The 17,901-nt window shown below is 64.9% G+C and carries 1 protein-coding gene (only partly in view); it reads left to right on the forward strand.

Annotated elements, in window-relative coordinates:
- Positions 1-17,901: the 5' portion of a non-ribosomal peptide synthase/polyketide synthase gene (locus QGN32_RS15955; RefSeq protein ID WP_326545309.1), read on the forward strand. Its footprint extends 14,367 nt past the window's final position; 17,901 of the gene's 32,268 nt are visible here — the first part of the coding sequence; its start codon is at positions 1-3; its stop codon lies beyond the right edge, outside the window.

Here is a 17,901-nt window from a genome sequence, read left to right on the forward strand (position 1 = left end):
ATGGCGCATGCTGACCGGATCTTTCCCTTGACTCGGGGACAGCTGGACATTTGGTTGGCGGAGGAAACGGGTCGCTTCGGCGCAAAGTGGCAGCTGGGCATGCTTGGGCGGATCGAGGGCACGATCGAGCCTGATCTGCTTGAGCGGGCGATCCGTCAAGTCGTGCGCGAGGCCGAACCGCTAAGAGCTGCCTTTTTCGAAGTGGATGGTGAGGTTTTCCAAAAGGTAATTGATTACCCGGAGGTCGAGCTGGCTCGCTACGACCTCATGGGCTCGCAGGATTCTGCGCGGGAGGTTTATCGGCTAGCATCATCGATCCAACGTGAACCAATGCCGCTTAGTGGCCCGCTGTTCAAATTTGCGTTGTTCCAGACAGAGGCGGATGAATTCTATTTTCTCGTGTGCTGTCATCATATTGTAATAGACGGAATCGGTATCGCTCTCATTTGTCATCGAATCGCGGTAGTCTATTCTGCAATTGCTTCGGATGCGCCGGTTCCGTCGGCTTTCTTTGGCTCGCTTAGTGACCTGCTTGATTGCGAGTCAGAATACGAGGCGTCCACCGATTACCTCGATGATCAGGCCTATTGGGCGAGGAACCTTCCGTCGGAGACCCAGCCGCGCTATCGGTCGCCGCACGCCCCAGGTGAGCGTGTTCCGGGCGAGCCTTCTGCGCTGGTTCAGCTGGACCCTTCCGTCGTTGCCGAGGTCACTCGGTTGTCGCAGGCGTTAGGGGTACGTCGAGCGTCGGTGATCACAGCGGCATGCGCGCTGCTCGTCAGTGGTTGCGACGTCGAAAGTTCGGAGGTGGTCCTCGATTTTCCGGTAGGCAGGCGTACTTGTCCGGAGGCGCAGACGGTGCCTGGAATGGTTTCAGGGGTGGTGCCACTGGTGTTGAGACCTTCGCCGGGGTCTGCGGTTGCCAGTTTTTGTGAGCATGTCGACACGCGAATGCGAGAAGCGCTACGGCATCAGCGGTTCCCGGTGCACGTTATTGGAAGCAACGCACGACGCCGCAGTTCCGGCGAGGCGCCGAAGCGGGTACTTCTGAACTTTATTCCGACGACCCGTTTGGCAGATTTCGCTGGTGCCATCGGATCGGGAACCGTGACCCATTCTGGTTTCGAGGATCAACTTGAGCTGTGGTTTATCAGGGCCGGTGATCAGCTTTTTCTCAACACGGCCGGTCCTGGGCGATTATTCTCGAATTGTGATGCCCGCGCATTGGTAGAGCGGCTGGAGCGGGTATTGGTGGCGATGACAGCCGATCCCACGCGGCGGTTGTCGTCGATGGATGTGCTTGATGACGGTGAATATGCCCGGCTAGAGGGGTGGGGTAACTACGCCGCGCTGGCCGCGCCGACGACCGCGCCGGTTTCGATTCCGGTGATGTGGGCTGCGCAAGTGCAGCGTACCCCGCAGGCGGTGGCGATGAGCTTCGGGGAGCGCTCGTGGACCTACCGCGAACTCGAGGAGGCCGCGAACCGGTTGGCGCATCTCCTGGCTGGCCGGGGTGTGGGCCGTGGCGAGGTGGTGGCGCTGATGTTTGAGCGTTCCGCTCAGGCCGTCATCGCGATACTGGCTGTGCTCAAAACCGGGGCGGCGTATCTACCGATTGATCCCGCGCATCCACGCGCACGGATCGAGTTCATGCTCGCCGACACCGCGGCGTCGGCGGCGATCACCTCTGTTGATCTGGCTGACCGGCTAGAAGGCCATGATCTGCCGGTTATCGATGTCGACGACCCCGCCGTTGACAGGCAACCCAGCACCGCGTTGCCGCCACCGGCCCCCGATGACATTGCCCACATCATCTACACCTCGGGCACGACCGGTATCCCGAAGGGGGTCGCGGTTTCCCACCACAACGTCACCCAGTTGCTCGAATCATTGGATGCGGGTTTGACAGCGCCGGGACCGGTCAAGGTGTCGACGCAGTGGCACTCCTACGCCTTTGACGCCTCGGTCCGGGAGATCTGGGGTGCGCTGTTTCACGGTGGTCGGCTGGTGGTGGTGCCCGAGTCGGTGGTCGGCTCACCGGATGACTTCCACGCATTGCTGGTCAGGGAACAGGTCAATGTCCTCACTCAGACCCCGTCCGCGGCGGGAGTGTTATCACCTGAGCGTTTGGGATCGGTGGCATTGGTGGTGGGCGGTGAAGCCTGCGGGGCCGAGCTGGTAGATCGGTGGGCGCCGGGGCGGATGATGATCAACGCGTACGGCCCGACCGAAACCACGGTGGATGTCGCGATAAGTGCGCCGCTGACGGCGGGTTCGGGAACGCCGCCGATCGGGTCGCCGGTGCCGGGAGCTGCGTTGTTTGTTCTGGACAACTGGTTGCGTGCGGTGCCTATCGGGGTGGTCGGGGAGTTGTATGTGGCCGGCGCCGGGGTGGGGGTTGGGTATCTGCGCCGGTCGGGGTTGAGTGCGTCGCGGTTTGTGGCGTGTCCGTTCGGTGGTGCGGGGGCACCAGGACAAAGGATGTATCGCACCGGGGATTTGGTGTGCTGGGGTGCTGATGGGCAGCTGCAGTATCTGGGTCGGGGCGATGAGCAGGTCAAGATCCGCGGGTATCGCATCGAGCTCGGTGAGGTGCGGTCGGTGTTGGCCGCCTGCGATGGGGTGCAGCAGGCGGCGGTGATCGCCCGTGAGGACCGTCCCGGCGACAAGCGGCTGGTGGGGTATGTGACCGGGACCGTCGACCCGGTGACGCTGCGGTCGATGTTGGCCGAGCGGTTGCCGAGCTACATGGTGCCCGCAGCGATAGTCGCACTCGACGCACTGCCGTTGACGGTCAACGGCAAACTCGACACCCGCGCGCTACCCGCACCCGAATACCAGGATGTTGATCGGTATCGCGCCCCGGCCAGCGAAGTCGAGAAGACCCTGGCGGACATTTATGCCCAGGTGCTGGGGCTGGAGCGGGTCGGGGTCGACAACTCCTTCTTCGAACTGGGCGGCGACAGCATCTTGTCGATGCAGGTGGTGGCCCGCGCCCGGGCAGCCGGCGTGCTGTGTCGCCCCCGCGACATCTTCGTCGAGCACACCGTGGCTCGGCTGGCCCGGGTAGCCAGTGTCGTCGAGGACACGGTTGAGCCGGTCGATGAGGGTGTCGGGCCGGTGATCGAGACCCCGATCATGCGCTGGCTACACGCTGTGGATGGCCCGGTTGATGAGTTCAATCAGTCGGTGGTGGTGCGGGCTCCTGTTGGGGTGACCGAGGCCGATGTGGTGGTTTTGTTGCAGGCGCTGTTGGATCGGCACGCGATGTTGCGGTTGCGTGTCGATGTTGACGGTGCGGGGGATTGGTCGTTGACCGTCCCCGAGGTCGGTTCGGTGTTGGCGCGTGAGTGTGTGCAGTCGGTGGACGCGCTGACCGATATCGCGTTGGTGGCGGCGCGGTCGCGGTTGGATCCGGCGGCCGGGGTGATGCTGAGTGCGCTGTGGGTGGCTTCGACTGGTCAGTTGGCGTTGATCATTCATCATCTGGCCGTGGACGGGGTGTCGTGGCGGGTGTTGCTGGATGACCTCAATATGGCTTGGGTTCAGCATCGCGGTGGGCAGCCGGTGGTGTTGTCGAGGGCGGGGACGTCGTTTGCTCGGTGGGCGGCGTTGTTGGCTGAGTATGCGCAGCGTCCAGAGGTGGTGGCTCAGGCCGGGGTGTGGCGGCAGGTGGCGGCGACCCCGCCGGTGGTGCCACCGGTGCAACCTGCGGTGGATACGTTTGCCGCTGCCGGGCATTTGTCGGTGCAGTTGGATGCCGAGAGCACCTGGATGTTGTTGGGTGAGGTGCCGGCGGCGTTTCATGCCGGGGTGCACGACATTTTGTTGATCGCGTTCGCCTTGGCGTGGGCGGAGTTCTCGGGTGCTGGGGGGGCGCCGGTCGGGATTGATGTGGAGGGTCACGGGCGCCACGAGGAACTGGCTCCCGATGTGGACTTGTCGCGCACGGTGGGGTGGTTCACGACCAAGTATCCGGTGGCGTTGGCCGTCGGTGGGCTGGACTGGGCACAGGTGCTGGCCGGTGAGGCGGCGCTGGGGGCGGTGATCAAAGAGGCTAAAGAGCAACTCCGCGCGCTGCCGGATGGCCTGACGTATGGGGTGTTGCGCTATTTCAATCCCGAGGTTGACCTGGACGCGGTCGATCTGCCGATCGGATTCAACTATTTGGGGCGTTTGGGTGCGGCGGGCGCTGAGCTTTCTGATGATCTGTGGCAGATCAGCCCGGATGCATTGGCGGTCACCGCGGCCACCAATGCGGTGCCCATGCCGCTGGGCCATAGCGTGGAGCTCAATGCCGGCACTGTGGACAGTGAGGGCGGTCCGCATCTGCATGCGAATTGGATGTGGGCGCCTTCGGTTGTTGATCATGGGCAGGTCAGTCGGCTCAGTCGGTTGTGGTTTGAGGCTCTGGCCGGTATCTGCGCGTTGGTGCGCCGTGGTGGGGGCGGGTTGACCCCGTCAGATGTTGCCCCTGCCCGGCTGAGTCAGCCGCGTATCGATGAGCTGGAGCGGCTGTATCGGGTTGCTGATGTGTTGCCGTTGACCCCGTTGCAGCAGGGGCTGTTGTTTCATGCCAGCGCCGCGCAGGGATCTGGTGACGATATGTATGCGGTGCAGTTGGATATCAGTGTGGCCGGGCGCCTCGATGAGCGCCGGTTGCGCGATGCGGTGCACACCGTGGTCGGCCGGCATCCCAACCTGGTGGCCCGTTTTTGGGCCCAGTTCGATGAGCCGGTGCAGGTCATTCCCGCCGATGCGGCGCCGGCGTGGCGCTATGTCGAACTGGACGGCGAGCGCGATGTCGATGAGCAGATCGCGCGGCTGTGTGCCGGCGAACGCGCCGCGGTGTGTGATCTGGCCGAGCAGCCGGCGTTTCGGGCGGTGTTGATCCGCACCGCTGAAGATCGGCACCGGTTTGTGCTGACCAATCACCACATCGTGATGGACGGCTGGTCGAAGTCGATTCTGCTGCAGGAGATTTTCGCCGCCTATCACGGGCATCGGCTGCCTGCGGCGGTGCCTTATCGCAGGTTTGTGGGCTGGCTGGCCGATCGGGATTGTGATGCGGCTCAAGCGGTTTGGGGTGAGGTGCTCGCCGGCTTTGACACCCCTACGTTGGTGGCGGCGCCGGATCGGTTGAGTCTGGGGCCGCGCGGGATGGCAGCGTTTCGGGTCTCTGAGCAGATCACTGGGGCGCTCAGCGAGTTGGCGCGTTTGCAGCACACCACGGTCAGCACCGTGCTGCAGGGCGCGTGGGCGCAGCTGCTGATGTGGTTGACCGGTCGCCACGATGTCGCCTTCGGTGCGGTCGTCTCGGGGCGGCCCGCCGACATCGTGGGTGCGGACTCGATGGTGGGGCTGTTGATCAACACGGTTCCGGTGCGTGCGCGCAGCACCGCGGCCACCACCGTCGCCGAGTTGCTCACCCAGCTGCAAAACCTCCACAACCACACCCTCGACCACCAACACCTGGCACTCACCGAGATCCACCACGTGACGAGTCTTGACCAACTGTTCGACACCTTGTTCGTCTACGAGAACTACCCGGTCGACACCACCGCGTTGTCCGGCCTCGACGGGCTGACCATCACCGAAATCAACGCTCGTGAATGCAACCACTATCCGATTGCGGTGGTGGCCGTGCCGGGCCATGAGTTGGACCTTCGCGTCGAATTCGACACCGATGTGTTCGACGTGGCAGGTATCGAAGCGCTGATCGAGCGGTTCGAGCGCGTGTTGGCGGCCATGACCGCCGACCCGTCCCAGCGGTTGTCGTCGATGGACGTGCTGGATCCAGATGAGCACGCCCGGCTCGACGGTTGGGGCAATCGCGCGGTGCTAACCCGGCCGGCACCCACTCCGGTGTCGATTCCGGTGGCGTTCGCCGCTCAGGTGGCGCGGGCTCCGGAGGCAGTCGCGATCACATGCGGGGGGCGTTCGTGGACGTACCACGAGCTCGACGAGGCGGCTAACCGGTTGGCGCATCTCTTGGCCGCGCATGGTGTGGGCAGGGGACAGTGTGTGGCCCTGCTGTCCAACCGTTCCGCCGAGGCGGTCGCTGCGATTCTGGCGGTGCTCAAAACCGGGGCAGCTTATGTGCCGATCGACCCGGCGCTGCCGGCGGCACGGATCGGGTTCATGCTTGCCGATGCCGCGCCGACGGTCGTTATGACCACCGCGGGCCTGCGATCGCTGTTGGACGGGTTTGATGTGACGGTCGTCGATGTCGAGGACCCTAGGATCAACGGCCAACCCAGTACCTCGTTGGCTACGCCGAACCCCGACGATATCGCCCACATCATCTACACCTCGGGCACCACTGGGGTGCCCAAAGGGGTTGCGGTCACCCACCACAACGTGACTCAGCTTTTGAAGTCGCTGGACCCAGGTCTGCCGGAGCCCGGGGCGTGGTCCCAGTGGCATTCGTACTCCTTCGATGTTTCGGTGTGGGAGATCTTCGGTGCACTGCTCGGCGGGCAGCGGCTGGTGGTGGTGCCCGAGGAGGTGGCGCGCTCGCCGGAGGACTTCCATGCCCTACTGGTTGATGAACGAGTCAGCGTGTTGAGTCAAACCCCCTCGGCGGCGGGGGTGCTACCGGCTGAGGCGTTGGACTCGGCGGCGTTGGTGGTGGCCGGTGAGGCCTGCCCGAGCGAGGTAGTCGATCGGTGGGCGCCCGGGCGGGTGATGCTCAATGCTTACGGCCCGACGGAAACCACGGTGTACACGACGATCAGTGCGCCGCTCGTAGCGGGGTCCGGGGTGGTGCCGATCGGTGTGCCGGTGCCCGGGGCGGCACTGTTTGTGCTCGACGGCTGGCTGCGGGTGGTGCCGGCGGGCGTGGTCGGTGAGTTGTATGTGGCCGGCCGTGGGGTGGGCGTCGGGTACGTGCGCCGATCCGGGCTGACCGCGTCGCGGTTTGTGGCGTGTCCGTTCGACGGCACCGGCAGGCGTATGTATCGCACCGGGGATCTGGTGCGGTGGAGTGCTGACGGACAGCTGCAGTATCTCGGCCGAGTCGACGAGCAGGTCAAGATCCGTGGGTATCGCATCGAACTCGGTGAGGTACGCGCGGCACTGGCCGGGCTGGAGGGCATCGATCAGGCGGTGGTGATCGCGCGCCAGGACCGTCCCGGCGCTAAGCAGTTGGTCGGTTACGTCACCGGCACCGTCGATCCGGTCGATGCGCGCAACGCGCTGGCCGAACGGTTGCCGGCGTATATGGTGCCGACCGCGGTCGTGGTGCTCGCGGAGCTGCCGGTGACGGTGAACGGTAAACTCGACAAGCAGGCGCTGCCGCCACCCGAGTATCAAGATGTCGATCGGTATCGCGCCCCGGTCGGCGCCGTCGAGGAGATTTTGGCAGGCATTTACGCCCGAATATTCGGCCTCGAGCGGGTCGGAGTCGACGACTCGTTCTTCGATCTCGGCGGCGACAGCATCTCAGCTATGCGGGCAGTCGCGGCCATCAACACCGGTCTGGACGCGGACCTCTCAGTGCGTACATTGTTCGACGCGCCCACGATCGCCGAACTGTCGCCCCGCATAAGTGGTGATAGGAGTCGGCGCAAGCCGCTGGTTGCTGTCGAGCGGCCGTCGGTCGTTCCGTTGTCGTTCGCCCAGAGTCGGCTGTGGTTCCTCGACCAGTTACAGGGGCCATCAGCGGTGTACAACATGACGACCGTGTTGCGGCTGCGTGGGCGCCTGGATACCGAGGCCTTGGGCGCGGCGTTCGGTGATGTGGTGGACCGCCATGAGAGCCTGCGGACACTGTTTGCGGCACCTGAGGGGATACCTCAACAACTGGTTATCCCCGTCGAGCGCGCTGATTTTGGTTGGCAGGTCGTCGATGTCACCGGATGGCCTGCGGACCAGCTGAGCGAGGCCATTGAGGAAACCGCGCGGCAGCCGTTTGACCTGGCGGCCGAGATCCCTTTGCGTGCAAAGCTTTTCCGGATAGCTGACGACGAATACGTGCTAGTGGGCGTGGTGCACCATATCGCCGCCGACGGGTGGTCGATCAGCCCACTGGTGGCTGATCTGGGTGAGGCGTATCAAGCTCGGCAGCACGGGCGAAACCCGCAATGGACGCCGCTGCCGGTGCAATACACGGATTACGCGTTGTGGCAGCGTGTGCAGTTTGGTGAGCTCGACGACAGCGACAGCCCGATCGCCGCCCAGTTGGCTTACTGGGAGGATGTGCTGGCCGGAATGCCCGAACGGCTGGAACTGCCAACCGATCGGCCCTATCCGCTGGTCGCTGACCACCGGGGTGACAATGTGGCGGTGGCCTGGCCCGCCGCGGTGCAGCAGCGCGTGCGGGAGGTGGCCTCTCAACACGACGCGACCAGCTTCATGGTCGTCCAGACCGCCCTCGCCATCCTGCTGTCTCGGCTAAGCGCCAGTTCTGATGTTGCAGTGGGCTTCCCGATCGCCGGGCGCGGCGAACCCGTGCTCGACGACCTCGTCGGATTCTTCGTGAACACGTTGGTGTTGCGGCTTGACCTGGCGGACGATCTCAGTGTTGCCGAATTACTGGCTCAGGTGCGACGGCGTTGCCTGGCCGCCTACGAGCACCACGAGGTGCCCTTCGAGGTGCTGGTCGATCTGCTCAAACCTACGCGAAGCATGAGCCATCATCCGGTTGTCCAAGTCGCCTTGGCCTGGCAGAACAACGACCCCGCGACGCCCGCCTTGGGTGATCTGCAGGTCACTCCGATGCCGGTGGACACCCACACCGCCCGTATGGATCTAGTGTTTTCTCTTTCCGAGCACTGGACCGAGAGCGGTGACCTCGCCGGGATCGTCGGGACGGTGGAATACCGCACCGACGTTTTCGATGCCGAAAGCATCGAGGCCTTGATCGAGCGGTTCGAGCGGGTATTGGTGGCCATGACCGCCGACCCGGCACAGCGGGTTTCGTCGATAGATGTGCTCGATGCTGGTGAGTACGCCTACCTCGATGAGATCGGCAACCGCGACGTGCTGACCCGGCCCGCGCCGAGGCCCCTGTCAATTCCGGAATTGTTCGCCGAACATGTGGCGTGTTCCCCCGAGTCGGTGGCTATCACGTGCGGTGCGCATTCGTGGACGTATCGGGACCTCGACGACGCCGCCAACCGGATGGCGCACCTGTTGTCTGGGCAAGGCGCACGTCCTGGCCGGTGTGTGGCGCTGCTGCTGGAGCGATCAGCCGAGGCGGTCGTTGCGATCCTGGCGGTGCTCAAAACCGGGGCGGCCTATCTGCCCATCGATCCCGCCCACCCCGACGCCCGCATCGAGTTCATGATCACCGACGCCGGTCCGATCGCTGCGATCACAACCTTGAGTCTGCGCTCACGGCTACGCGGGTATGACCTGCCGGTCATAGATGTCGACGACCCCGCCGTCAGCTCCCAAGTCGGCGCCGCATTGTCGGCGCCTGCCCCCGACGACGTTGCGTACATCATCTACACCTCGGGCACCACCGGCGTGCCCAAGGGGGTAGCCGTCTCCCATCACAATGTCACCCAGTTGTTGGATTCGCTCGATGCCAACCTGCCGCACCCGGGGGTATGGCCGCAGTGCCACACGTTGGCCTTCGACGTCTCCGTCTGGGAGATTTTCGGCGCCCTGCTGCGTGGTGGGCGCGTGGTGGTGGTGCCCGAGTCCGTGGTGGGTTCGCCCAATGACTTCCACGCCTTGCTGGCCGCCGAAAAGGTTAGCGTTATCACTCAAACTCCTTCTGCTGCAAGGGTTTTGCGGACCGAAGGTTTGGAATCGGCGGCCTTGGTGGTGGTCGGTGAGGCCTGCCCACCCGAGGTGGTCGACCGGTGGGCGCCCGGGCGGGTGATGGTCAATGCCTACGGCCCCACCGAGACCACCATGTGTGTGGCGATCAGTGCGCCGCTGACACCGGGGTTGGGTGTCCCGATCGGCTCGCCGGTGTCGAGGGCGGCATTGTTCGTCCTCGACGAATGGCTGCGCCCAGTGCCCGCCGGCGTGGTGGGCGAGCTGTATGTGGCAGGTGCCGGAGTCGCGTACGGGTACATAGGGCGGGCCGGGTTGACCTCATCGCGGTTTGTGGCGTGTCCGTTCGGGGGACCCGGGGCGCCAGGGACACGCATGTATCGCACCGGAGATCTGGTGCGGTGGGCAGCCGATGGGCAGCTGGACTATCTGGGGCGCGCCGACGAGCAGGTCAAGATTCGCGGCTACCGCATCGAGCTCGGCGAGATTCAGGCGGCACTGGCCGGGCTCGACGGGGTCGAGCAGGCGGTCGTGATCGCCCGCGAGGACCGCCCGGCCGGTAAGCGGCTCGTCGGCTATGTCACCGGTAACGCAGAGCCGGCCCGACTGCGCGGCGAACTGGCTGATCGGCTGCCGGCCTACATGGTGCCTGCCGCGGTGATGCTGCTCGACGCGCTGCCGCTAACGCCCAACAACAAACTCGACACCCGGGCTCTGCCCGTGCCCGAATACCAGAACACCGATCAGTACCGCGCCCCGACCGACGCGGTCGAAGAGATCTTGGCCGGTATCTACACGCAGGTCCTCAACCTGGAGCGGGTCGGGGTCGATGACTCGTTCTTCGACCTCGGCGGGGACAGCATCTTGTCGATGCAGGTGGTGGCTCGTGCCCGAGCGGCCGGGTTGCTGTGTCGGCCGCGTGACATTTTCGTCGAGCAGACTGTGGCCCGACTGGCCCGGGTGGCCGAAGTGACCAGCGGCGGGGTCAGCACTGTCGAAGAGGGCGTCGGGCCGGTCCTCGCCACCCCGATCATGGGCTGGCTGCACAGCATTGACGGCCCGGTTGATGAGTTCAACCAGACGATGGTGGTACAGGCACCTTCCGACGCCACCGCGGCTGATGTCGCAGTTGTCTTGCAGGCCCTGTTGGATCGGCACCCCATGCTGCGGCTGCGCGTTGTCGACGACGGAGCCGTCGGCTGGTCATTGACTGTTCCAGAGCCCGGCTCGGTTGACGCGCAAAGCTGTCTGCGCACCGTTGACGCGTTATCCGAAGAGGCGCTGCTTGAGGCCCGGTCATGCTTGAATCCGGCCGCAGGGGTGATGCTCAGCGCGCTGTGGGTGGCCTCCACCGGCCGGCTGGCGTTGATCGTTCACCATCTGGCCGTCGACGCGGTGTCGTGGCGAATTCTGTTGGAGGATCTCAACATTGCCTGGACTCAACACCGCACCGGGCATCAAGTCGAGTTGCCTGCGGGCGGCACAACGTTCCAGCGGTGGGCGTCAATACTGACTGAGTACGCCCACACGTCTCCAGTAATGGACAGCGCCGACAACTGGCGACAAGTGTTGGCGACCCCGTCCGCGTTGCCGACGGTGCAACCCGCGGTCGACACCTATGCCAACGCCGGACGCCTTTCGCTGTCACTGGATGCCGAGAGGACCCGACTGCTGCTGGCCGATGTGCCCGCGGCCTTCCACGCGGGGATACATGAGATCCTCTTGATCACGTTCGGATTGGCGTGGGTTGAATTTTTCGGAAACGGCGGTGAGCCGGTCGCCATAGATGTGGAGGGTCACGGCCGCAGCGACGAACTCGTCCCGAATATCGACCTGTCCCGCACGGTGGGTTGGTTCACTACCAAATATCCGGTGTCGCTGAACGTCGGTGGGCTTCGCTGGACTCAAGTGGTGGCCGGTGATGTCGCCCTCGGCGCGGTTGTCAAGGACGCCAAAGAGCAACTCCGCAACTTGCCCGACGGCCTGACCTATGGGCTGCTGCGCTACCTCAACACCGATGTCGAGTTATCCGGGCCCGAGCCCGTGATCGGATTCAACTATCTGGGACGACTGGGCGGCGCGGCGGCCGAGGCATCCGATGATGTGTGGCGGATGAGCCGCGACGGGGTGGCGGCCATCGCCGCCGCTTCGGCGGTCCCTATGCCGCTGGCACACACCGTAGAACTCAACGCCGCCACCGTCGACACCGGCACCGGCCCGCAGCTGAACGCGACCTGGACCTGGGCACCCTCGGCGCTGGAGCACGCGCAGGTCAGCCGGCTCAGCCGGTTGTGGTTTGACGCGCTGGCCGGCATCTGCGCCCACGTCCAACACGGCGGCGGTGGGTTAACGCCGTCGGACATCACCCCGGCCCAGCTCAGTCAACAGCAGATCGATGAGCTGTGCCGGCAGTACCGCATCGCCGACATCTTGCCGCTGACACCGATTCAGCATGGGCTGCTCTTTCACGCCGACACCACGCGCGGCAACGTTGACGACGTTTACGTCATGCAGCTGGATTTCACCATCACCGGTCCGCTCGACCCGCATCGGATGCGTGACGCGCTGCGAACCGTGGTGACCCGCCACCCCCAACTGGGGGCCCGCTTCTGCGAGCAGTTCGACCAACCTGTGCAGATCATCCCGGCCGATCCCGAAATACCCTGGCGAATTGATGATTCGGACTCCGAGGAGCAAATCCAGCAGCTGTGCGCTGCCGAACGCGCCGCGGTCTGCGACCTCACCGACTCGCCGGCGTTTCGCGCGGCTTTGATCCGCACCGCGCCAGAACGTCACCGATGCGTGCTGACCTTCCACCACATCGTGATGGATGGCTGGTCGCTGCCGATCCTGCTGAGCGAGATCTTCGCCAGCTATGAAGGGCAGCGGCTCCCGGCGGCCGCCTCGTATCGCAGGTTTGTCACGTGGCTGGCCGATCGAGACCATGCTGCCGCCCACACGGCCTGGCGCGAGGTGCTGGCCGGTTTCGACGGCCCGACATTGGTCGGCCCGCCAAGTCAGCTCGGAACGCGGGGCGTTGAAACGTCTCGGTTATCCGCCGAAATCACCCGGGCTGTCAGCGAATTGGCGCGCTCGCAGCACACTACGGTCAACATCGTGCTGCAGGCCGCCTGGGCGCAGCTGCTGATGTGGCTGACCGGTCGGCAAGACGTCGCCTTCGGTACCGCGGTCTCGGGTAGGCCCGCCGAGGTGCCCGGCGCGGAATCGATGGTGGGTCTGTTCATCAATACGGTTCCGGTGAGGGCCAATATCCGGCCGGCCACCACCACCGCCGATCTTCTCAATCAACTACAACGCGCCCATACCCACACCCTCGACCATCAGCACCTGGCACTGATCGAGATCCATCGCGCCATCGGCCGGGATCAACTGTTCGATACCCTCTTCGTCTTCGAGAACTACCCCGTTGACACCGGACAGTCGTTCGGCGCCAACGGATTGGCCGTCACTGAGTTCACGACACGCGAATCGACCCACTATCCGCTGACGCTGCAAGCCATCCCGGGCCGCGAACTAGGACTCCGCGTCGAATTCGACACCGATGTTTTCGATTTTGGGAGCATTGAGGCGCTGATTGAGCGGTTCCGTCGTGTGTTGGTGGCGATGGTTGCTGATCCGTTGGCGCGGTTGTCGTCGGTGGATGTGCTGGATGCAGCTGAGCATGTTCGGCTGGGTGAGTTCGGTAATCGTGTGGTGTTGACCGAACCCGCAAGGCCAGTTTCGATACCCGCGTTGTTCGCTGTGCAGGTGGCGCGTGCCCCGGAGGCGGTGGCGGTCAGGTTCGAGGGTTGTTCGTTGAGTTATGGCGAGCTTGATGAGGCGTCGGACCGGTTGGCGCGGGTGCTTTGTGGCCGGGGTGTGGGCTCGGGTGACTGTGTGGCGTTGTTGTTGGAGCGCTCGGCGCAGGCGGTCGTGGCGATGTTGGCGGTGCTCAAGTCGGGGGCGGCGTATCTGGCGATGGATCCGGCGTTGCCGGACACGCGGGTGAAGTTCATGATCGCTGATGCGGGTCCGGTGGCTGCGGTGAGCACTGCGCAGTTGGCTGCCCGGTTGGATGGGTATGAGTTGGTGGTCGTTGATGTCGACGATCCCGCCGTTGACACCCAACCCAGCGCTGCGCTGCCGGCGCCGGCTGCTGATGATTTGGCGTATCTGATTTACACCTCGGGCACTACTGGTGTGCCTAAGGGGGTGGGTATCTCTCACCGCAATCTGGCTCATTTGGCGCAGTCCTCGCCGCCGCAGCTGCCCGCCGAACAGGTGTGGACGCAGTGTCATTCGTATGCGTTTGACTTTTCGGTGTGGGAGATCTGGGCTGCGCTGTTGGGTGGGGGGCGGTTGGTGGTGGTGCCTGAGGAGGTGGTGGGCTCGCCGCACGATTTTCAGGCGTTGCTGGTTTCTGAACGGGTCAATGTGCTCACGCAGACCCCGTCGGCGGTGGGGGCGCTGTCGCCGCGGGGGTTGGAGTCGGTGGCGTTGTTGCTTGGTGGTGAGGCCGTTTCGGGGGAGGTGGTGGATCGGTGGGCGCCGGGGCGGGTGGTGATCAATGCTTACGGCCCGACCGAGACCACGGTGTATGCCTCGATGAGTGCCCCGCTCGGGGTGGGGTCGGGGGCGGCGCCGATCGGTGCGCCGGTGCCGACTGCGGCGTTGTTTGTCCTTGATGGCTGGTTGCGTGCGGTGCCGATCGGGGTGGTCGGTGAGTTGTATGTGGCCGGTGCGGGGGTCGGGGTCGGGTACCTGGGTCGGTCGGGGTTGACCGGGTCGCGGTTTGTGGCGTGTCCGTTCGGTGGTGCGGGAGCGCCGGGGCAGCGGATGTATCGCACCGGGGATTTGGTGTGCTGGGGTGCTGATGGTCAGCTGGCCTATTTGGGTCGTGCTGATGAGCAGGTCAAGATCCGCGGGTATCGCATCGAGCTCGGTGAGGTGCAGGCCGCGTTGAGTGCGCTGGCTGGGGTGGCGCAGGCGGTGGTGATCGCCCGCGAGGACCGCCCCGGTGACAAACGTCTGGTCGGCTACCTCACCGGCACCGCAGATCCGGCCGGGATCCGCGCGCAGCTGGCCGAGCGGTTGCCGGCCTATATGGTGCCCGCGGCGGTGGTGGCGCTCGACAGGCTGCCGTTGACGGTCAACGGCAAACTCGACACCCGCGCCCTGCCCGCACCCGAATACGCCGAGGCGGATCGGTATCGCGCCCCGACCGACGCGGTCGAAGAGATCCTGGCCGGTATTTATGCCCAGGTGCTCGGGGTGGACCGGGTCGGGGTCGACGACTCGTTCTTCGACCTCGGCGGGGATTCGTTGTTGGCGATGCGTTTGGTCGCCACCATCAACGCCGGCCTGGATGCCGGCCTGGGGGTGCGCACCTTGTTTGAGGCGCCGACGGTGGCTCGGTTGGCACCGCGTATCGGCGGGGGTTCGGGTGGGCTGGAGCCGTTGGTGGCTGGGCAGCGGCCGGCGGTGGTGCCGTTGTCGTTTGCTCAGCAGCGGTTGTGGTTTGTCGATCAGTTGCAGGGGCCGTCAGCGGTTTACAACTTGGCGGTGGTGTTGCGGCTGGGCGGCAGGCTTGATGCTCCGGCGTTGGGCGCGGCCTTCGGTGATGTCGTGGTGCGCCATGAGTCGCTGCGCACCGTGTTCCCTGACGCGGACGGTGTGCCGTTCCAGCAGGTGGTGCCGGCGGAGCGGGTCGACTTGGGTTGGCAGGTCATCGATGCGACCGCTTGGTCACCGGCCCGGCTGGGTGAGGCCATCGGCACCGCGGCGCGTCACAGTTTTGATCTGGCAGCTGAAATCCCGTTGCGGGCAACGCTTTTCCGTGTTGGCGATGATGAGCATGTGCTGGTGGGTGTGGTGCACCATATCGCTGCTGACGGCTGGTCGATCACCCCGCTGGTGGGTGATTTGGGGGTGGCCTATGCCAGCCGGTGTGCGGGGCGGGCGCCGGGGTGGGCGCCGTTGGCGGTGCAGTATGTGGATTACACGTTGTGGCAGCGCGCGCAGCTGGGTGATCTCGACGATCCCGGCAGTCGTATCGGTGCGCAGTTGGCTTATTGGCAGGATGCGCTGGCCGGGTTGCCGGAGCGGCTGGTGTTGCCCACCGATCGGCCCTATCCGGTGGTGGCCGATCAGCGTGGGGCCACGATGGCAGTGCAGTGGCCGGTTGATGTGCAGTTGCGGGTGCGTGAGGTGGCCCGTGAACATAATGCGACCAGTTTCATGGTGGTTCAGGCCGCTTTGGCGGTGCTGCTGTCTCGGCTGAGCGCCAGCAGTGATGTGGCGGTGGGGTTCCCGATCGCCGGGCGCTCCGACCCGGCGCTGGATGGGTTGGTGGGTTTCTTCGTCAACACCTTGGTGTTGCGGGTGGATCTGGGCGGGGATCCCACGGTTGCAGAGTTGTTGGCTCAGGTGCGCCAGCGTAGCCTGGCCGCCTTCGAGCATCAGGATGTGCCGTTCGAGGTGCTCGTCGAGCGGCTTAACCCCATCCGGTCGCTGGCCCATCACCCGCTGGTGCAGGTGATGTTGGGCTGGCAGAACCTGCCCGGGCAGCCCGGTGGCTCCACGGCCGGGTTGGCGTTGGGTGAGCTTGACGTCACGCCGGTGCCGGTGGACTCGCACACCGCACGCATGGACCTGTCGTTGTCGTTGTCGGAATGTTTCACCGAGGCCGGTGAGCCGGCCGGCATCGGCGGGGCGGTGGAGTTCCGCACCGATGTTTTCGATTTTGGGAGCATTGAGGCGCTGATTGAGCGGTTCCGTCGTGTGTTGGTGGCGATGGTTGCTGATCCGTTGGCGCGGTTGTCGTCGGTGGATGTGCTGGATGCAGCTGAGCATGTTCGGCTGGGTGAGTTCGGTAATCGTGTGGTGTTGACCGAACCCGCAAGGCCAGTTTCGATACCCGCGTTGTTCGCTGTGCAGGTGGCGCGTGCCCCGGAGGCGGTGGCGGTCAGGTTCGAGGGTTGTTCGTTGAGTTATGGCGAGCTTGATGAGGCGTCGGACCGGTTGGCGCGGGTGCTTTGTGGCCGGGGTGTGGGCTCGGGTGACTGTGTGGCGTTGTTGTTGGAGCGCTCGGCGCAGGCGGTCGTGGCGATGTTGGCGGTGCTCAAGTCGGGGGCGGCGTATCTGGCGATGGATCCGGCGTTGCCGGACACGCGGGTGAAGTTCATGATCGCTGATGCGGGTCCGGTGGCTGCGGTGAGCACTGCGCAGTTGGCTGCCCGGTTGGATGGGTATGAGTTGGTGGTCGTTGATGTCGACGATCCCGCCGTTGACACCCAACCCAGCGCTGCGCTGCCGGCGCCGGCTGCTGATGATTTGGCGTATCTGATTTACACCTCGGGCACTACTGGTGTGCCTAAGGGGGTGGGTATCTCTCACCGCAATCTGGCTCATTTGGCGCAGTCCTCGCCGCCGCAGCTGCCCGCCGAACAGGTGTGGACGCAGTGTCATTCGTATGCGTTTGACTTTTCGGTGTGGGAGATCTGGGCTGCGCTGTTGGGTGGGGGGCGGTTGGTGGTGGTGCCTGAGGAGGTGGTGGGCTCGCCGCACGATTTTCAGGCGTTGCTGGTTTCTGAACGGGTCAATGTGCTCACGCAGACCCCGTCGGCGGTGGGGGCGCTGTCGCCGCGGGGGTTGGAGTCGGTGGCGTTGTTGCTTGGTGGTGAGGCCGTTTCGGGGGAGGTGGTGGATCGGTGGGCGCCGGGGCGGGTGGTGATCAATGCTTACGGCCCGACCGAGACCACGGTGTATGCCTCGATGAGTGCCCCGCTCGGGGTGGGGTCGGGGGCGGCGCCGATCGGTGCGCCGGTGCCGACTGCGGCGTTGTTTGTCCTTGATGGCTGGTTGCGTGCGGTGCCGATCGGGGTGGTCGGTGAGTTGTATGTGGCCGGTGCGGGGGTCGGGGTCGGGTACCTGGGTCGGTCGGGGTTGACCGGGTCGCGGTTTGTGGCGTGTCCGTTCGGTGGTGCGGGAGCGCCGGGGCAGCGGATGTATCGCACCGGGGATTTGGTGTGCTGGGGTGCTGATGGTCAGCTGGCCTATTTGGGTCGTGCTGATGAGCAGGTCAAGATCCGCGGGTATCGCATCGAGCTCGGTGAGGTGCAGGCCGCGTTGAGTGCGCTGGCTGGGGTGGCGCAGGCGGTGGTGATCGCCCGC

Origin of the sequence: Mycolicibacterium sp. ND9-15 (assembly GCF_035918395.1) — a bacterium.
Taxonomy (GTDB): Bacteria; Actinomycetota; Actinomycetes; order Mycobacteriales; family Mycobacteriaceae; genus Mycobacterium.